The sequence below is a fragment of the Nonomuraea insulae genome, from assembly GCF_042656245.1.
The window spans coordinates 1-18,060 of record NZ_JBHSPA010000045.1 but is presented as its reverse complement, the minus strand read 5'-3'; the positions used below and the strand labels follow the sequence as shown (position 1 = coordinate 18,060).

Annotated in this window: 17 protein-coding genes; 12 read left to right on the top strand and 5 right to left on the bottom strand. The window is 64.3% G+C overall.

Annotated features, from left to right (window positions below; translation table 11 throughout):
* Window positions 1-43: 43 nt before the first annotated feature.
* From ACFPZ3_RS34425 to ACFPZ3_RS34410, 4 genes are all read left to right on the top strand, one after another.
* Window positions 44-2,287 (top strand): SulP family inorganic anion transporter, encoded by a 2,244-nt coding sequence (locus tag ACFPZ3_RS34425; protein ID WP_379518484.1) that lies wholly within the window; start codon window positions 44-46, stop codon window positions 2,285-2,287.
* Window positions 2,288-2,291: 4 nt separating this feature from the next.
* The gene (locus ACFPZ3_RS34420) at window positions 2,292-3,299 is read left to right on the top strand and encodes an NAD-dependent epimerase/dehydratase family protein (protein ID WP_379518483.1); all 1,008 of its coding nucleotides are present in this window, start codon (window positions 2,292-2,294) and stop codon (window positions 3,297-3,299) included.
* Window positions 3,300-3,594: 295 nt separating this feature from the next.
* Window positions 3,595-4,482, top strand: coding sequence for a serine hydrolase (locus ACFPZ3_RS34415; protein ID WP_379518482.1), 888 nt, complete (start codon window positions 3,595-3,597; stop codon window positions 4,480-4,482).
* A 51-nt stretch (window positions 4,483-4,533) separates the two neighbouring features.
* Window positions 4,534-5,160, top strand: a complete 627-nt coding sequence (locus ACFPZ3_RS34410; RefSeq protein ID WP_379518481.1) for a class I SAM-dependent methyltransferase — start codon at window positions 4,534-4,536, stop codon at window positions 5,158-5,160.
* Here the strand turns inward: ACFPZ3_RS34410 and ACFPZ3_RS34405 are convergent.
* Complete coding sequence (locus ACFPZ3_RS34405; protein ID WP_379518480.1) at window positions 5,150-5,755, bottom strand: dihydrofolate reductase family protein; 606 nt, start codon at window positions 5,753-5,755, stop codon at window positions 5,150-5,152. The two genes, ACFPZ3_RS34410 and ACFPZ3_RS34405, sit on opposite strands and share 11 nt — an antisense overlap.
* A 79-nt stretch (window positions 5,756-5,834) precedes the next feature.
* Between ACFPZ3_RS34405 and ACFPZ3_RS34400 the strand changes: the two genes are divergently transcribed.
* Together ACFPZ3_RS34400 and ACFPZ3_RS34395 are read left to right on the top strand one after the other, a co-directional pair.
* Window positions 5,835-6,350, top strand: coding sequence for a P-loop NTPase family protein (locus tag ACFPZ3_RS34400; protein ID WP_379518479.1), 516 nt, complete (start codon window positions 5,835-5,837; stop codon window positions 6,348-6,350).
* Between the two features lie 56 nt (window positions 6,351-6,406).
* Window positions 6,407-6,952: a hypothetical protein gene (locus tag ACFPZ3_RS34395; RefSeq protein WP_379518478.1), complete on the top strand. Its 546-nt coding sequence runs from the start codon at window positions 6,407-6,409 to the stop codon at window positions 6,950-6,952.
* A gap of 173 nt (window positions 6,953-7,125) precedes the next feature.
* Here the strand turns inward: ACFPZ3_RS34395 and ACFPZ3_RS34390 are convergent, their stop codons facing one another.
* Window positions 7,126-7,704, bottom strand: coding sequence for a hypothetical protein (locus tag ACFPZ3_RS34390; protein WP_379518477.1), 579 nt, complete (start codon window positions 7,702-7,704; stop codon window positions 7,126-7,128).
* Window positions 7,705-8,741: 1,037 nt separating this feature from the next.
* Here ACFPZ3_RS34390 and ACFPZ3_RS34385 point away from each other — a divergent pair.
* Window positions 8,742-10,136, top strand: a complete 1,395-nt coding sequence (locus ACFPZ3_RS34385; protein ID WP_379518476.1) for an ATP-binding protein — start codon at window positions 8,742-8,744, stop codon at window positions 10,134-10,136.
* A 483-nt stretch (window positions 10,137-10,619) separates the two neighbouring features.
* Here ACFPZ3_RS34385 and ACFPZ3_RS34380 read toward each other — a convergent pair whose 3' ends face one another.
* From ACFPZ3_RS34380 to ACFPZ3_RS34370, 3 genes are all read right to left on the bottom strand, one after another.
* Window positions 10,620-11,717: a PIN domain-containing protein gene (locus tag ACFPZ3_RS34380; protein WP_379518475.1), complete on the bottom strand. Its 1,098-nt coding sequence runs from the start codon at window positions 11,715-11,717 to the stop codon at window positions 10,620-10,622.
* Window positions 11,718-12,978: 1,261 nt separating this feature from the next.
* The gene (locus tag ACFPZ3_RS34375; RefSeq protein WP_379518474.1) at window positions 12,979-13,821 is read right to left on the bottom strand and encodes a phosphoribosylaminoimidazolesuccinocarboxamide synthase; all 843 of its coding nucleotides are present in this window, start codon (window positions 13,819-13,821) and stop codon (window positions 12,979-12,981) included.
* Window positions 13,818-14,549: a GntR family transcriptional regulator gene (locus ACFPZ3_RS34370; protein WP_379518473.1), complete on the bottom strand. Its 732-nt coding sequence runs from the start codon at window positions 14,547-14,549 to the stop codon at window positions 13,818-13,820. Before ACFPZ3_RS34370 ends, ACFPZ3_RS34375 begins: the two co-directional genes overlap by 4 nt.
* A 190-nt stretch (window positions 14,550-14,739) precedes the next feature.
* On the opposite strand from ACFPZ3_RS34370, the gene ACFPZ3_RS34365 reads away from it, so the two are divergent.
* The 5 genes from ACFPZ3_RS34365 to ACFPZ3_RS34345 all read left to right on the top strand — a co-directional run bounded on the left by ACFPZ3_RS34365 (window position 14,740) and on the right by ACFPZ3_RS34345 (window position 18,059).
* Window positions 14,740-15,078 carry an SCO3933 family regulatory protein gene (locus ACFPZ3_RS34365; protein ID WP_465263578.1) on the top strand — a complete coding sequence of 113 codons (339 nt, stop codon included), beginning with the start codon at window positions 14,740-14,742 and terminating at the stop codon, window positions 15,076-15,078.
* 403 nt (window positions 15,079-15,481) lie between these two features.
* Window positions 15,482-15,712, top strand: coding sequence for a hypothetical protein (locus ACFPZ3_RS34360; RefSeq protein WP_379518471.1), 231 nt, complete (start codon window positions 15,482-15,484; stop codon window positions 15,710-15,712).
* The gene (locus ACFPZ3_RS34355; protein WP_379518470.1) at window positions 15,712-15,870 is read left to right on the top strand and encodes a hypothetical protein; all 159 of its coding nucleotides are present in this window, start codon (window positions 15,712-15,714) and stop codon (window positions 15,868-15,870) included. The genes ACFPZ3_RS34360 and ACFPZ3_RS34355 overlap by 1 nt, the downstream gene beginning before the upstream one ends.
* Before the next feature lie 11 nt (window positions 15,871-15,881).
* Window positions 15,882-17,054: an FtsK/SpoIIIE domain-containing protein gene (locus tag ACFPZ3_RS34350; RefSeq protein ID WP_379518469.1), complete on the top strand. Its 1,173-nt coding sequence runs from the start codon at window positions 15,882-15,884 to the stop codon at window positions 17,052-17,054.
* Between the two features lie 294 nt (window positions 17,055-17,348).
* Window positions 17,349-18,059 carry a deazapurine DNA modification protein DpdA family protein gene (locus ACFPZ3_RS34345; RefSeq protein ID WP_379518468.1) on the top strand — a complete coding sequence of 237 codons (711 nt, stop codon included), beginning with the start codon at window positions 17,349-17,351 and terminating at the stop codon, window positions 18,057-18,059.
* Window position 18,060 lies beyond the last annotated feature (1 nt).

Genomic DNA, 18,060 nt, shown 5'->3' with positions numbered 1-18,060 from the left:
TGTCCCCCCAAAGCGGGGTCGACGGAGCAATAGGGTTTGCGGCATGTTGCGCGACACGCAGGGTAGCTGGCTGAGCACCCTCCGGCACGATGTGCCAGCCTCGCTCGTGGTTTCCCTCGTCGCGGTGCCCCTCTCGCTGGGCATCGCGATGGCCTCCGGGGCGCCGCTGGCCGCCGGTCTGATCGCCGCCGTGGTGGGTGGCATCGTAGCGGGCGCGCTGGGCGGCTCGGCCGTGCAGGTGAGCGGCCCGGCCGCCGGACTCTCGCTGGTGGTCGTTGACCTCGTGCACACGTACGGGTGGCGGGCGACCTGCATGATCACCCTGCTGGCGGGGGCCGTACAACTTCTGCTGGGGGTGTTCAAGGCGGCCAGGGCGGCGCTGGCGGTGTCGCCGGCCGTCATCCACGGCATGCTGGCGGCCGTCGGTGTGATCATCGCCCTGGCCCAGCTCCACGTCGTCCTGGGCGGCAGCTCGCAGCGCTCGGCCATCGCGAACCTGATCGAGCTGCCCGGCCAGATCGCCGACCTGCACGGGCACAAGGTCGCCGTCGGCGTGCTCACGATCTCCGTGATGGCGTTGTGGACGCGCCTGCCGAAACGGGTCAAGACGGTGCCCGCGCCGCTGGTGGCGCTGCTCGTGGCGGCGCTCACGGCGTGGGCGTTCGGCTGGGACGTCACGCGGGTGGACCTGTCGGGCAGCCTCACGGAGTGGAGCTTCCCGGTGCTGCCGCAGGGCGACTGGCACCTGGTGGTGGCCGCGGTGTTGCTCGTGGCGCTGCTGGCCGGGTGCGAGTCGCTGCTGTGCTCGGTGGCGATCGACGGGATGCACGGCGGCCGCCGCGCCGACCTGGACCAGGAGCTGACCGGGCAGGGCGTGGCCAACATGGTCGCCGGCGCGCTCGGCGGCCTGCCGGTGGCCGGGGTGATCGTGCGGAGCAGCGCGAACGCGCGGGCGGGAGCGCGTACCCGCTGGTCGACGATCCTGCACGGGGTGTGGGTGCTGGTGTTCGCCCTGGGGTTCGGCTGGTCGATCGCGCTGATCCCCCTGGAGGCGCTGGCGGCGCTGCTGGTGTTCATCGGCGTGCAGATGGTGAACCTGGGCCACATCAGGAAGGTGCACGGGCACGGCGAGGTGCCGGTGTACGTGGTGACGATGGTCGCGGTCATCCTGCTCGGGCTGGCCGAGGGGGTGCTGGCGGGCCTGGCCCTGGCCGCGCTGCTGGCGTTGCGCCGCCTGACGTGGGTGACGGTGCTCAAGCGCGAGGAGCGCGACGGGCGGCTGAACGTGACGATCTCGGGGTCGCTGACGTTCCTCGGGGTGCCGCGGCTGACGCACGAGCTGCGGACGATTCCCGCGGGCTCCGCCGTGGACCTGGACCTGAACATCGACTTCATGGACAACGGCGCCTTCGAGGCCATCCACTCCTGGCGGCTCGACCACGAGCGCATGGGCGGCACGGTGGACATCGACGAGCTGCACGACGAGTGGTACGGGCTGGCGGCCAGCGGGGCGCGCACGGCGCCCGTGAAGTCGCCGCTGAAGGTGCCGGACCGCTGGTGGCTGCCGTGGGGGCACCGGCGGCCCGCGATGCCGATCGGCGGGCCCGTGGACGGCGTGACGGGGCCGTCGCCGGAGAGCCGGCTCACGGCGGGGGCACGCGAGTACCACCGGCACACGGCGCCGCTCGTCCGGCCGATCTTCACCGAGCTGGCCCGCAAGCAGCAGCCCTCGCACCTGTTCATCACCTGCGCCGACTCAAGGATCATGCCGAGCCTGATCACGGCCAGCGGGCCCGGGGACCTGTTCACGGTGCGCAACATCGGCAACCTGGTGCCGCGCAAGGGCTCCGAGCCGAACGACGACTCGGTGGTGGCGGCGATCGAGTACGCGACGCAGGTGCTGGGCGTGCGCACGATCACGGTGTGCGGGCACTCGGGGTGCGGGGCGATGGCCGGGGTGCTGAGCGGCGGGGTGCAGGCGGGCAGCCTGCCGGGGTTGCGGCGCTGGTTGCGGCACGGGGACCACAGCCTGGCCACGTTCATCGAGACCGAGGGCGACCGGCTGCACGGCGGGGCGCTGGACGTGTTGTGCCGGGTGAACGTGCAGCAGCAGCTGGAGAACCTGCGTACCTACAAGAAGGTCGACGAGCAGATCAAGGCGGGCAAGCTGGAGCTGGTCGGGCTGTTCTTCGACATCGGCTCGGCGAGGGTGCACATGGTGCCGCCGCTGCGTCCTACGCTCTGCGTGAATACCGCTGATCGCAGGGTGGTCACCGGCGAAGAATGAACCCATGAAAATTCTGGTCTTGGGTGGTTCGGCGTTCCTGGGGCGCGCGGTCGTGACGGCGGCGCTGGCGCGGGGGCATGAGGTGACGACGTTCAACAGGGGGCGGAGCGGGGCGGACGTGCCCGGGGCGCGGGCCGTGCGCGGCGACCGGGAGGTGGCCGCGGACCTGGAGCGGCTGGCCGAGGGGCGGTCGTGGGACATCGTGGTCGACACCTCCGGCTATGTGCCGCGGGTGGTGGGCGAGTCGGTGCGGGCGTTGTCGGGGCGGGCGGGGACCTACGCGTACGTGTCCAGCGTCTCGGCCGTGGCCGACTTCCCCGCCCAGCCTGCCGCCGAGGACGCGCCCGGGTGGCCCTGCCCGGCCGGCGCCGGGCCCGACGACGGTGACTACGGGGTGTTGAAGGCGGGCTGCGAGCGGGCGGTGGAGGAGGGGTTCGACGGCGCCGCGCTGATCGTGCGGCCCGGCCTGATCCTGGGGCCGCACGAGAACGTGGCCCGGCTGCCGTGGTGGCTGACCAGGATCTCGCACGGCGGCAAGGTGCTCGCTCCCGGGGATCCGGACGCGCCGATGCAGCTCGTGGACGCTCGCGACGTGGCCGCCTTCACGCTGGACCAGGCCGAGTTCGGCGCGTCCGGGCGGTTCCTGGTGACCGGGCCCGCCGGCAACGCCACCTACGGCGAGTGGCTGGGGTTCTGCAAGGAGGTCACGGGGTCCGACGCGGAGTTCGTCTGGATGGACGAGGAGTTCCTGGTGGAGCAGGGGGCCGGGACGTTCGTGGAGTTGCCGTTGTGGGGTGGGCCGCCGTCGGCGGAGACGGACAACTTCTGGAGTGTGCCCACGGCCAAGGCGCAGGCCGCCGGGTTGCGCACTCGGGCGGTCTCGGAGACCGTACGTGACACGTGGGACTGGTTGCGTGAGATTCCCGAGGACAAGCGTCACTACGGCACCCATGGGATGGACGCGGAGAAGGAGGCGGCCATTCTCGCGGCGTGGGAGTCGCGTTCTGAGTAATCCTGCGCAGACCGGGGCTCGGAGGCGGGGTTAGAGTCGCGGAGCCAGCGAGGTTGTCCCATTGCTCACGGCGGTCCTCGCAGCGCCGGTCCTGACTCCCAGGGGCCGTTCAGAGGGGCGGGGGTGCCGATGCCTCCGCCCCTCGTCCTCACCTCAAGACCCGCGCCTCGGTGACCATAGCGCGCACCTGAGCGGCCGGTCGCGACAGGTCCGGACGTGCTAACACCGGGGAAACACCCGGCCCGAAATGCTGCCTTCCATGCGTTTCATGGCCATTTGGCCTGTGTAGGCCGTCGTGCTCGCGAAGCTTTGGCGGGCGATCGCGATCCTGTCGCCGGTGCTCCTCACGTCGAGCGGCGTTCCCGTCTCCTTCACCCCTGTGGCGATCCCTGTGGCGATCGTGTCCGCCGCTCCGGAGCCCGCGAAACCCCTCGTGCCCGCGAAGAAGCCCTCGTACAGGAAGCCGTTGAAGCGGTCCCTGGACCGCTACCTGGACGACCTGCCGGGTGATCTGGCCGTGTCGGTGCGGGAGCTGTCGTCGGGGTCGTCCTTCACCTACAACCCCCGGCTCAGGACGGCCACGGCCAGCATCGTCAAGGTGAACGTCGTGGTGGCGCTGCTGCTGCGCGCCCAGCGGCAGCGGCGCGGCCTGTCGGGGTGGGAGCGGCGGGCGGCGGCCCAGGCCGTCAAGGTGAGCGACAACGACGCCGCCTCGGCGCTGTGGGCGGCGATCGGCGGCGCGCCGGGGCTGGCCGCCGCCAACAAGCGGCTCGGCCTGCGCGACACCCGCCCCGGCCCCGGGGGCGCGTGGGGATCGACGACGACGAGCGCGGCCGACCAGGTACGGCTGCTGAACGCGCTCGTCTCGGCCAGGAGCCCGCTGTCGGCCGGGCACCGCCGGTACGTGCTGGCCCTCATGCGCGAGGTGGCGCCCGAGCAGGCGTGGGGGGTGAGCGCGGCCGGGCACAAGGGGGCGGACGTGGCGGTCAAGAACGGGTGGCTGCCCCGGGAGCGGGACGGGGGGCGGTGGACGGTCAACAGCATCGGGCGGGTACGGGAGCGGGGGCGAACGTACCTGATCGCGGTCATCTCCCGGCGCAACCGTTCCATGGGGGCGGGGGTCGAGGCGGTCGAGCACGTCAGCGCGCTCGTCGCCAAGGCCCTGGCCAAAACCGCCGGTTAATCCCAAGACGCGGCATGCTGGAATGAGTGCCCGGCTTTCCGAGGGGATTCGATGACAACCGATTTCCAGCATCCGCGCTTCGCGCAGGCGTACGCGCGGGCGTCCGAGCTCGCCGACCAGCGGGGAGCGTACGAGCACCGGCGGCGTCTGCTGGCCGGGCTGGAGGGCAGGGTGATCGAGGTCGGAGCCGGGAACGGCCGCAACTTCGCCCACTACCCCGCGTCGGTGACCGAGGTGGTGGCCGTGGAGCCGGACGACACGCTGCGCGCGTTCGCGGCGGAGCGGGCCAGGTCCGCGCCCGTACCGGTGTCGGTCGTGCCAGGGCACGCCGAGGCGCTGCCCGGCTCCTCGTTCGACGCGGCGGTGGTGTCGCTGGTGTTGTGCTCGGTGCCGTCGCAGGGGCGGGCGCTGGCGGAGATCGTACGCGTGCTGCGGCCGGGCGCGCAGCTGCGCTTCTACGAGCACGTACGCTCGGCCAACCCCGCCCTCGGCCTGCTGCAGCACCTGATCGCACCGGCGTGGCGGCGCCTGGCCGCCGGTTGCCACCTCAACCGGGACACGCTGGCGGCGATCGAGCGGGCGGGGTTCGAGGTGTCGGAGGTCGAGCGGTTCGGCTTCGCCCCGCAGCCGCTCGTTCCGGCCATGGCTCACGTGATCGGGCGTGCCGTCACTCCGTGAAGTCGCCGTACGTCGGCCTGCCCACCGGCTGGTACACGTTGAGCACGCAGCCGGTGCTGCTCGCCCTCGACTCGACCAGGCGCAGCGCCGTCGCCGTGCGGCCCGGCTCGAACAGCCGCCTGCCACTGCCCAGGACGACCGGGTACGTCCACAGCCGCAGCTCGTCGATCAGGCCGTGATCCAGCAGCGACTGAGCGAGCACGCCACTGCCGTGGATCTGGAGCTCCCGGCCGGGACGGCTCTTCAGCTCGGCGATCCGCCCCAGGACGTCGGACGCGATGAGCGTCGAGTTGTTCCACTCGACCTTGTCGAGGGTCGTCGAGACGACGTACTTGGGCAGCGAGTTGAGGCGCGCCGCGATCACGTCGTTCTCGTCGCCGGCGGTCGGCCAGTAGGCGGCGAAGATCTCGTACGTCCTGCGGCCGAGGAGGAATCCGTCCGCCTCCTCCCACCACGCGGGATTGTCCAGCGCCTCGTCGGCGTAGGGGAACTGCCAGCCGCCGTGCTCGAACCCGCCGCTGGTGTCCTCGCCCGGTGCGCCAGGCGCCTGCATGACGCCGTCCAGCGACAGGAACGTCGCTAAAGTGATCCTCATCGTCATCCTCCATCTCGTCGGTACTGATGCAGACGTGCCGCGCCCCCGAAACTCATCGGCCCGATCATAGGCTTCGCCCATGCGCAGGATCACGGTGATCGGATGCGGCGGCAGCGGCAAGACGGTGCTGGCCGGCAGGCTCGGGGCCGCGCTGGGCATCCCCGTCACACACCTGGACGCCGTCTACTACGACGAGGACTGGAAGCCGTTGGCGCGGGAGGACTTCGCTCGGCGGCAGCGGTCGATCGTGGCCTCCGGCACCTGGATCGCCGATGGCAACTACGCCTCCACTCTGCCGATCCGGCTGGCGGCGTCCGACACGGTCATCTTCCTGGACCTGCCGGCCTGGGCCTGTCTGTGGGGGATCGTCCGGCGCCGGCGGCGGTATCGGGGCGGGCAACATCGCCAGGCCGGTGTGTACGACCGGATCACGTGGCAGTTCGTCAGGTACGTGTGGGGTTACCGGCGCGAGATGGCTCCTCGGGTGCGCGGGCTGATGGCCGAGCATGCGGGCCACGCCGAGATCGTGGTGCTGCGCAGCAGGAGGGAGATCGACCGGTTCCTCCGGCCATGGACGCCCGCCGCCATCTGGTAGGGCCACTGATAGGATCCCCGGCATCCGTTGCACGCAGCACCCCCGAGGAAAGCGCATTGCTGTATCCCGAACCGACAGAAACGTCGCAACCACAAGCCACAGTGACGGTTACTCAACGGGTGACGGTGAAGCCGCAAGCAACTGTTACCGCGAAGGTCACCGTTCGTTCAACCACCACGGTCACCCAGTCGGCCACTCCGGCACCGACCATTACCCGGACCGTCACGCATTCTCCCAGCGCGACTCCGAAGCCCACCAAAACGGTGACGGCCACGCCCACGTCGCCTACCGATTCGGCTGCTCCAGCGACGGTCACCGTGACGGCCCCCGCGCCTCAGGCCCAGGTCCCCGCGCAAACTCAGGCCGTGCCCGTGCCGTCATCCGAAACATCGGCGTTACCGACCGAAGCACCGGTCGTCGCGCAACCAGAAGGCAGCGTGGTGACGGTTACCGCCACGCCGGTGACGCAAATAGAAACGGCGCCGGTATCGAACGAGAGCATTCTTCCTTCGGCCGCCGCGCTGTTCGTCATCGCCGCCGTTCTCGTGTTCGCCGGCATCAAGCTGATGGGTTACCTGAAACGCACGGGGTCCATCCGCTAGGAGCATGGGCGACGGTCCAATGAGGCAAGAGAGGCGCTCTGGTCGTTTCCAAAAGCTGACGGGTGAGGCCTGTAGCTAGTCAATTACTGGAGCTGGCGTTTGGCCGCTCAGGAGTTGCGGGCTTGGGCGCTACGGCAGGAACTTGGTGTCGGCGTCCACACTACGATCTTGGTTTACCAGCCGTCCCAGCCCTTCCAGCCGTACCATGGCCCTGTTATGTGTTCGTACTGGTCGTCCATGTTGTCGATGGGCACCTTGCCTTCTGGTAGCCACATGAACCCTCTTGACGCCGCCCACGGCCAATCGTGGACCAGGAATCTCGCCCCTCCTGGAATGGCCTCGGCCTCCCCCGAGTAATTCCCGCACACCCGATACAGGCCCACCTGCTCGCACCCTGGCCCCGGTTCCTTGCCGGACGCGAGTCTCATCGCATACTGCTCCAGGCTGGGTTCTGACAACGCGAACCGCGCCCGGAACGGTGCATCTACGGTCAGGGCGCTCACCAGCCCGAAGAGAATGAGCGGCGCCGGCAGCCATCTCATCAAACGATCCGCCGTGAGCATGTGCCGCGCCTCCCACATCGCCGCGCCGAACCAGATCAGCCAGACTACGGCGAAACCACCCCAGACCAGCACGACGAAGACCCATGCTTCGGTGTAGGGGGTCGCGACGCCGTGCCAGGCTAACCCGAGGAAGGCTGCGACCCCAAGCGCTGCCAGGAACGGCCATCCCGGCGATCTGTCGATAAACATGGCGTAACCATAGGGTTTATCATTCCTACCTAACAGAGGGCCGCGTGCCAAGCAGCCCTTGTGTGGCGATAATCCCGGAGTCGGCGTAGAAGGCCCAGTGCTGGTCCCTGGCTTGTCAGCGCAGTAGATCTTGACTCAGACAAATCCCCGGGATCCAATGACGAGTTGGCCCTCAACGCGACTCTAGACCGCTGCATCCTCAGGCTCGCGCACTCCGGTACATGGTGTGATTTCCCGGCGTAGCATCCTGCCGTGGCGGGGCATGAGATTGGCTACCTAGAGGTCTGGTCGGCCTGGGGCTGATGGCATCGACATCCGTCAACAAGTGCGCTGTCCAGTAATGCCGCTTCAAACGCGGGAACGTCTCTCCCAAGGTCATCCAGGCTCGCGTCGATCGCGGAGACAATGGGCGTACGGTCACCTCTGCCCCGTCGATGACGCGTTAGGCCCGTCCGTAATCGGCTCCGTTGACAAACTGAGCAGTCCGCCTAACTCTCGGGCGACTGTTTCCCCAGGTAGACACCAGGGATGGGTGACGAGTCGGCCTGTAGGCCGGGTTCTAATGGCGTAGCTACGCTGACCTGGGCGGATTGCGGCATGGTGTAGCTGAGCTGGGGTGATGCCTCTGGGTGGTTGCCGACACTTCGCAGCGTTTTACACGGTCATGTGCCCTGGCTGTGCCCTGTGGAGAAGTGTGCTGACTCTCCGCGCCGCATTCGTGGATCAGCGGGCGTACGAGGAACTGCGCAAAGCCCAGACAGACATGAGTGAGCTAGAAAACTGACAGGCACCCCGAGGCTGTTAATGCTGAATGGATCTTCGGGACGAGTACGGCTAAGTGGGCGTCTCGTACTATCGTGTGCTCGGCCGTGCCGTCTAGCGAAGAATTGACATGTGCCCCACCTCAAGCGGACACGCGAGACGAATGAGGCATACAAGCGGACATGACATGAGTAATAAACCCATAAGTCCACCTGGCGTGCCCTGGATCGATGTGGCGGTAGACTCTCGTTCCAGACGCACGGAGGAGGTTGACGATGGAAGTCCGGTACATCAAAGAGAATGAGGCGCTTGCCCTTATCAATAAGGACGAGAGTCATTTCTGGGATTTCAAAAGTGCCCGCTCCGACGGCAAAGTGGTTCAGAAGATTGCCGTTGCCCTTGCCAACGCCGAAGGTGGTGAGTTTATCGTCGGCGTGGAAGATGTAAAGGAAGCGACCGGACTAGCCCGCTGGAAGGGTTTCGTCGCCCAGGAAGACGCTAACTGGGTCCACACCTCACTAGTAAAAGACGTCTCGCCACCGATCCCATATGATATCGAATTCCTCAAAGTTGAAGGCCGAGAAGATCTAAGGATCGCTTGTCTCGTCTCAATCCAAAAGAGCCCCGACGTCCACAAAACAAGTTCTCAAGCAGTTTTTCAGCGGCGAGGCGCCCAATCCTTGGAGCTCAAGGGAACAGCAATTGCGGACTTGACTCTTTCAAAAGGAGCAAAGTCATACGAGGATCAAGTCCTCGATGACTATGATCTGGACGAGGTTAGCGAAGAAGACGAGCTTGCATTCTTCCTTGAATCCTACACTCCGAGTTCAACGCCCGAAAAATTCCTCTCGCGCCAGCGCCTTATTGACCGCAAGACCAAAAAAGGGACAGTTGCTTCCGCGATCCTGTTTGCTGCAGAGCCAGCGGCAGTGGTCCCCAAGCGTTGTTCAGTAAAGATCGCCCGATACGAGACCGCGGAAAGAATTCCCCAAAGAAAATATCTCAAGGGAACGCCAGCAACGGTTGACGGATGCGCCCGCGAACTAATCGATCGGACATTGGGCGAGGTTCGAGCTATCCTACAAGAACATATGGTTATGCAGCCAGACGGAAGCCTCAGCCCTATGCGCTATCCCCCTGAGGCGCTAAAAGAGATTATTGTCAATGCGGTGATCCATCGAGACTACAACATTTCCGACGACATTCTTATTTCGATATACGATAATCGCGTTGAGGTGCGAAGTCCCGGCAGGCTGCCCGGACATATCACCAGGGATAACATCCTCGAAGATAGATTTGCCCGAAATCCTACCATTGTTAGACTGCTCAACAAGTATCCGGACGCTCCAAACAAGGATATTGGAGAAGGTTTGGATACCGTCTTTAATGCAATGAAGGCCGCTCGTCTCAAGGCTCCTCAACTAAGAGTCGACGATAACTCGTTCGTCGTCATTCTAGAACATGCTCCGCTCGCCAGGCCGGAGGAGATTGTTCTAGAGTACCTAGGCAATCATCCCGAAATCACGAACCGTGTGGCTCGCGCGTTGACGGGAATCGAATCCGAGAACGCGATGAAGAAGGTCTTTTATAAGCTCCGTGATGGCGGTCAGATCGAACTTGTTCCAGGGCGCACCGTTTACAGTGCCGCTTGGCGACTGGTCGGCGAATGACCTTCCTAGGAAGCCGGGTTACGGGACGACTTCTTGCCGCGATTACTGCACCATTCGTTCAAGTGGTGGGAATCTTTATCGCTTAGGCTGGAGCTGCGCCAGGTTGTGAGGGTTGCGAGGACTTCTCTGCTGAGGGCTCAATTGGAGCTCGCGGTCTTGCTGCTCTTCCTTTGCTGCTGCACGAAGATCAAAAGGCCGTCTCCGTGATCACGGGAACGGCCTTTGAACTGGGTGGAGATGAGGGGATTCGAACCCCTGACCCCTTCGATGCGAACTCGTGGCATGAAGGTCATTAGTAGTCGGAGCGGTGCTCAAGTGGGCCATGGCGATCACGGTCGATCACCGATGGGCGTTGAGGTTGCTGCACGCGACTGCTGCACCTGCAGTGTTGTCAACCTTCCGCTTGATGCAGATTTACGTCGACGTTCGGCTTCCGCGCACTCGGAACCAGGCATAAAAGTGCCGCACTCTCCGAGGTTTAGCTTATCCTTCGTCAAGGACGTTAATTACATTGGTAGCAAAATCGAATGACGCTCCGTCCGGCATAGCGCGTATGGCCGGACCAATCGTAAGCGTGGATTTACCGCTCGACGTTAGAATAGTGTACATTTCCCGCGAAATCCCATCCGGACCAGCCCACGAAAATACGCCGTGATAGCCAATAAAGTCTAGCAGTTGATCGGAAGCTGGAATTAGAGTAAAGGAGCCAGACACTTTCAAGCTAGCGTTGAAAACAGCATCAACGTAGCCATATTTTGGATCCTGGGGACTTCCCGATAGATTGTATGCCGCTTCGAAGGTAGCACTAAGGCGACTCGGATCCTCTGTACCGAAGACCTTCACGTCCAAATTCAAAAGATCTCCCAGAGTGAATCCTCTGAGCGATTTAAGCATCGCTGTAGCCGACGAAAGAGCCTCAGCGGCAACGAGGCGTGACAGGGCGTCGCGATCTATATTTGGTACTGCAGGCGCTAGATCGACGAGGACATCCTGCAAGGAGGGAAATGCTTTAATTTCGAACCCCTCCTGGCTACATTCACGGAACAGCGCCTTTGCGAGACTCTTATTTTCAAAAAAGGCGGCGTCTTGGCTTACTATGTATACGACATAATCAGTCGCGAGATCTCGGGCTGCCTCCCAGATTAGACAGTCTTTATACTGCTGCTTACGGCCGCCTGACGGGGGAAGGCCAGCGTCTACCCTGTCGAGAGCACGTCGCACATGATCCAGCGTTAAGGGCACGTGGATCATTAGTGGCTGCAGCTCAATTAAACGGTCTTGGATAGCTTGCTCTATCTTTCGCTCGGGAGATCTGGACGACAATAATGGATCAACGCTACTGTTAAGTAGACGCTGCAGTAGCCTACCGGACTTAACCATTCGATCGAACGCTTCCATGCCCGATTGCAGAATCTGTTTCTTGATCTCCCTTTTGATAACTTCTGGCATGCCCAGCTTGGCGTCATTTTGGCGAACTGCATAAAGCAGAGCCACCCCGAGTGGAGTTCTAAGAAGTGTTTCCGATCGCCAAATATTCGTGTCAATCAGTACACATATCTTACGCATGGACAGTTCGTTCATTGAAGACTCTCCGTTAGTTCGCGCATGAGGGGCACCGTATACTCTAGTGACGCTATGTGCATCTGGCCATCCAATTACCGCAGCTCATCGGACGCTTTGGATGGGTTGCAAACTAGGCGAAGATCATTCGCTTCCGGGAGGACTTGGCTAACAGCGTTGTAGTCATCTCCTCGTCGGGCAGGTGCAGCCATACCGGGCCGGTCGTGCCAGGGCAAGCCGTCGTTCGCGTGTACCTGCGTCCCGGTGAGCTTCCGCGTGCGCTGGTTGTCCTGCCCGCAGGCGGCGGCTTGCCCTGGTGCGGCTGGTCTGGTGTCCCTCGGGTGACCGGCGAGTAGATGACCACCATTGCCGACCTTGACTCCTCTCCGAGGAGGGCCGGGGTTTGGGGCAGCGCCCCAAAGGCTTTGTCCTTTAGTGATGCCAGTGAAGATCCTTAACGTGTGCAAGTCTGCGAGTCTTCTTCACTGTTGACCCGGGAGGATGCGCGGGCTGTGAGCTGGCCGCTTGCAGGCTTCTGCTATGTGGTGGGAGGTCGAGGAACATGGAGGAGAGCGACGCTTCCAGCCCTTACCTGGCCTATCCCCTCTCGGTGGTGCCGCTTGCCGGCACGCGCGCCGCCGCGGGCGGACGGCCGGGACGAGCCGGGCCGCCCGCGAGCGAGCGCGCAAGTGCGCGGGCTCTGCTTGCTGGATGTCCCTCGCGGTGGTGCGCTGGCGACAAAGGAAGCAGCGGAGGGGTGGGCATGGTAGGGCTGACGCTTGCTCCTGAAAGATCGCGATCTTTCGAGCTGGCTGAGGCCGAAGAGGTTATCGAGCTGCACCGCTACCCGCTAGACCCGCTTCCCTCCAGCTCCCCTCGTGAAGCTCCAATCAACGAGCACCTCACCCAGCCCAAACCTTTGGTCGCCCAGCTTCCCGTGATCACGTGGTGCCCGCCGCGCCGCGGCGGGCTTGAAGACGTGAGGAAAGTTGTAACAGGTGACCGGCTGTCGTAGGAGGTCCGTGTTTTCGTCACACCAGCTTTGCCTATTCGCGCGTTAGTTTGAGATCGTCTGAGTCAACCCACGGCTTATCCATCGCTCTCGCAAGGGCCTCTGCACCGTCCATTGCTGGCGTGATCCCCAAGCCTCTTAGCAGCATCGACGCGCCGGTCTGAGTCAGATGGACGTCCCCGGGGATCTCGGTGTCCAGCCCGTGCGCGTGGAGTAGTTCCCGTACCTCTCGTACTAGGTGGGTTGGATCGAAGTACTGCCGGTTTGCGGTCACTGGGTTTCCTTCCATGTCAGGCCAGTGATGCGCTCGTATGCCTCGATGTAGCGGGCGCGAGTGGCCTCTACGATGTCCTGTGGCACTTCGGGAGCGGGGGCCTTCTTGTCCCAGCCGGTGCCAGCAGCCCAGTCACGGACGAACTGCTTGTCGAAGGCGAACTGAGGTTGTCCTGGATTCCAGTCCTCTAGGGGCCAAAAGCGCGACGAGTCTGACGTCAGGACTTCATCGCCCAGCGTGAGCCGTCCGGCCGTGTCCCATCCAAACTCAAGCTTGGTGTCCGCGATGATGATGCCGCGTGCACGGGCGACCTCGGCTCCGCGCTTGTAAACATCGAGCGTGATCTGACGAAGTTGTTCGGCTACCTCCGCGCCTTCCTGCTTCACCACATCGCCGAATGTTATGAACTCGTCGTGCGCTCCGATCTGTGCTTTTGTGGTCGGGGTGAAGATGGGTTCTGGTAGCTGAGAGCCCTCAACTAGGTCGGCCGGCAGAGGCACGCCAGACACGGCCCCTTCGCGCTCGTACTCCTTGAGTCCAAGGCCAGCAAGGTAGCCGCGGGCGATACATTCGACCTGCACCATGTCGAGCTTGCGGCATCGTACGGCCCTGCCCGCGAACTCCGCTGGCACGTCGGTGGCGGAAAGGATGTGGTTCGGCAGGATGTCGGCAAGCTGGTCGAACCACCAGAGCGAGAGCTGAGTCAGAACTGCGCCCTTGTCCGGGATTGGCGTGGGAAGGATCACGTCGTAAACGGACACACGGTCCGATGCAACGAGGATGATGTCTCCACGGTCCTCGTAGACGTCTCGGACCTTGCCGGAGTGGATCAGTTTCACTGTGTCTCCTGTTCATCTGCAAGCTTGTAGTCGTACGTGGACCAGCGACCCGAAACAGTCACGTATTCGCCATACTCGATGACATCACCACCCTGGTCGTACACCCAGTTTCGGCCCCTAAGGACTGGCGACCCGACCGGAATGGCCAGATCCTCCGCCTCCTGTTCGCTGGCCACGTCAGCGCATTGCTGGTCACGACCCGCTGCGAAGAGTCGACCTGTCTGCTCTCCGATGTACGCCGGTGTGCCTTGGACGAGGCGCTCAGCCACAAGCAGCGAAGGCGCGATTTCAGCCAAAGCGCCGTTAAACCACGATGTAGACGCCGACACTGGCGTGTTGGTGTCAGTGTTCATGGTGACTCGATGACGGCGGATGGCGTTCATGCCTTCCTCCAAGCCGAGGGCGTCAGCAACCTGCTCCGGCGCGGCGACCAGCTCGCATTCCTTGATTTGAGCTGCCTCGTTAGGTGGATAGATCCGCCCACTACGGCGAATCGCCTGGAAGCGATCGCGTGGTGAGGTGTACTGCCCCTTGAGGACTGTCACGACGGTTCCAATGCCAGGTAGCGCCTTGACTAGTCCCTCCGAGCGCAGTGAGGCCAAGACCTTCGTGGCTGTAGCCAAGGAGATCTCCCAGTCACGAGAGATCTGGCGAGCGGACGGAATGGTGTCACCGTCCTTGAGCGTGCCGGACTGGATCTGGCTGCGAATGTGGTTGACGACCTGCACGTATGGGGGGTCTGGGCGTTCGATCCTCGGCGACATCGGGTTGACCTCCAAGTCGGACTTTAAGGGCGTTCTAGTACACCGCTTACTGCCAGAGTAGCCGATAGAAGATGGCCTGGTGAAATCGGGGCAGTGAACTGCTTGACGGTGTACTAGCACACCTGTAGGCTGTGTACTAGATCGCAAGGAAGGGATGCAAATGAGAAACATTCCGGTGGACACGGCGGGCATGTCGTTCATGGTGGCGGCCGAGGCTGAGCCGAAGATCGCTGACAAGGCGACGGGTGAGGTGAAGAAGGATGCGGAGGGGCGTGATTTGTACACGCTGCCGCTGCTGGTGACGCCGAATGATGACCGGCGCAACCCGGTGATCATGGTGACGTTCCCGTCGGTGGACTTCCCGCAGATCGTGTTGGGCAGCAGGGTACGTCCGGTGGGGCTGGTCTGCTTCTTCTGGCAGATCAACGGCGGTAACGCGGGGCTGGGGTTCCGTTGCGAGGCGGTGCGTCCGGACTCGGCTAAGGCCGCCTGATGAGCTGGACGGCGCGGTGTGTCGAGTGCCGTTCGCAGCGGGATCTTGCTGAGCAGTTCGACGCTCGACACAACCGGATCGTCTGGCTGTGCGCGTACTGCCACTACCGCGCTGTGGCTGGTGGTGATGCGTGATGGCGTGGTCGAAGCCGAGAGTTCAATGCGCTGCGCGGCATCCGGACACGGGGCTGCGGTGTGAGCTTGGCCCGGGTCACGCTGGCGGGTTGGGCTTGCATGGCTATCTCGTCGTGGTGAACGAGGAGGAGGGCGAGGCGTGGGTTCCCTGGCCTGGGGCTGGTCGGTAGGTGGTGCAGAAGGTAGGTCCCGGAGCGGCTGCGAGCTTGGCGGCATGAGCCGCTCCGGGGTCTCCGTCCACGGTGAAGAGGAGAGGAGACGGGTCTAGTATGCGGGATTTCCTGCTCTGGTCTGGCCTGGCGCTGCTGAGCGCGGGCGTGAGTTTGTGGGTGTGGCGCCGGTTGGGGCCGGTGTCGTTCTGGTACGTGCTCGGGTTCCCGGTCAAGGCCGTGATGGTTTACGGCACGTGGCGGGCGGTGGCGTCGGGCTGCGGGCTGGCCAAGCGGCGGCGTCGGTGGCGCTGGTCGGTGCCGGGCTTCCCGGGCTGGGGTGCCGAGTGATGGCGGCGCCGAAGGGGCGGAAGCTCACCGCCGACGAAACTTACGCACTGGTCGAGTCGCTGTCGCCGGAGCAGATGCGTAACGCGCTGCACTACCTGAAGGGCTGGGACGAGGAAGGTTTCCAGTTCGCGGTCCAGCAGATGGGCGGTGGCGGCTGATGCATGGGCTGATGGTCAAGCAGCGCCGCAAGCTGCATCGGGTGCAGGTGGAGAAGGCGCCGCGGCTGGGTCTGATCCGGCCGACCCCGCAGGGGTTCATAGTGACGGCTCGCCTGCATGATGGGCAGACTCCCGACGATTACGAAGATGTGCTGGAGAAGCTGGCGCATGCGTGGCGGGTGCACGGGGTGCGGCTGGTGTCGTGGAAGCCGGGCCGGGTGACGCTGTCGGCCACGCTGGTGGATCCGCTGGAGATGGCGGCCGGGCTTGAGGTGGCGGCGGAAGGTCTGTTGCGGGTGCGGGTGGGCCTGCTGGATGACGGCAACCCGTTCGTGATCGATTTCCGGACGGTGCCGCACTGGTTGAACGTGGGCGCCACCCAGTCGGGCAAGTCGAACCTCGCGAATGCGCTGATCGTGGGCTTGTCTCCGCAGCCGGTGGCGCTGGTGGGCTTCGACTTGAAGGGCGGGGTGGAGTTCACCCCGTACCAGGCCAGGTTGTCGGCGCTGGCGACCGAGCGGCACGAGTGCGCCGGGCTGCTGGCCGAACTGGTGGCCGTGATCAAGTCGCGAATGGAGCTATGCCGGCAGCACCGGGTGAAGAACATCTGGCATCCGCGGCTGCCGGAGGGTGCACGGCCGATACCGATCGTGGTCCTGGTGGATGAGATGGCCGAACTGTTTCTGATGGCCGACCCGGACAACGAGAAGGAAGAGGTGGCCGCGGTCGCCACGAGGTTGCTGCGGATCGCGCAGCTCGGGCGGGCGTTCGGCATCTATCTGTTCGTGTGCGGGCAGCGCGTGGGCTCGGACCTGGGCAAGGGTGTGACGGCGCTGCGGGCGCAGTTGACCGGCCGCATCTGCCACATGGTCAACGACGATGAGACGGCCAAGATGTGCCTGGGCGACATGGACCGGCACGCGGTGGCGGCAGCGCGGCAGATCCCTCCGGACCGGCCGGGCACGGCGGTCGTGATCGGCTCCGATAGCCGCTGGCATCGCGCCCGCTCGGCGCACGTGCTGGAAGAAGAGGCCGAAGCCGCCGCCGAAGCGTACGCGCATCGGGCGCCCTCGTGGCAGTCGCTGACCGCGCCGTTTGCGGGTGACGCAGAGCAGGCGGCGGAGCTGGATGAGTCGGAGATCGAGGAGTTCACCGAACCGGACCTTGAGGACCTTCCGGTCTAACGATCTCCGTATGTCGGGCCGGGCGTGAGCCCTGATCACGCCGCTTCCCTACCTGGCTCATGCCTGAAAGCGACGACGAAGGGCTCAGGCGATGGCGCGATGCATGGATCTGTCGGAGATGCACGAGCTGGAAGCGCCCTGTAAGGGGTGCGGTCATCAGCGGGCGGTGCACACGGGTGGCGCTAAGCCGGGCGGCTGGGCGATCTACGAACCGACGTGGGCGAACGCGTCGGGATGGTGCACGCAGCAGGGCTGCACCTGCCAGGGCCGGAGCTGACCAAAGGAGGTGAGGGTATGGCGCGCGCTGCTGTCTTTTACTTGGGCACGCATCAACCACATTGGCTTGCTGACCAGCGTTTCAGGGATGTGCCGCTGTTCGTATCGTCGCGGCGTCTACGGGGTCGTAAGTCGCTACCGCGGGCGGTAGGCAGGTGGGCACTGGACTCGGGTGGTTTTACCGAGATCCGAATGTTTGGGCAGTGGACGATCACGTCAGAAGAGTATGCGCGTCTGGTGTGCTGGTACGCCCGCGAAGTCGGCATGCCGGACTTCGTCGCGCCGATGGACTGGATGTGCGAACCGCCCATCATCTTCGGCAAGAACCAGCACCTCAAGCACACCGACCCGAAGTATTTCCATGGCACTCGCACTGCGCGCGGCATTCGTGACGGCGGTCCTGAGGAGTCGTTGGACGACGCGGTCTTGAAGCATCAGACGTGGACCGTCGCCAACTATCTACAGCTGCGGGACCTCCTGCCGGAGGAGATCGGCAAGCGGCTGATCCCGGTGGTGCAGGGATGGCTGCTCAAGCATTACCTGGCGATCGTGGACATGTACGCCGACGCGGGCGTTGATCTGCGCGCGCTACCTCTGGTGGGCCTTGGCAGTGTTTGCCGACGGCAGCACACCGACGAGATTGCCGAGATCGTCGTCGCACTGGCGGAGCGGGTCGCGTCCTCGGAGGACACTGTTGGCGAATCTAGTAGTGATCTAGGGCGGTCGTAGC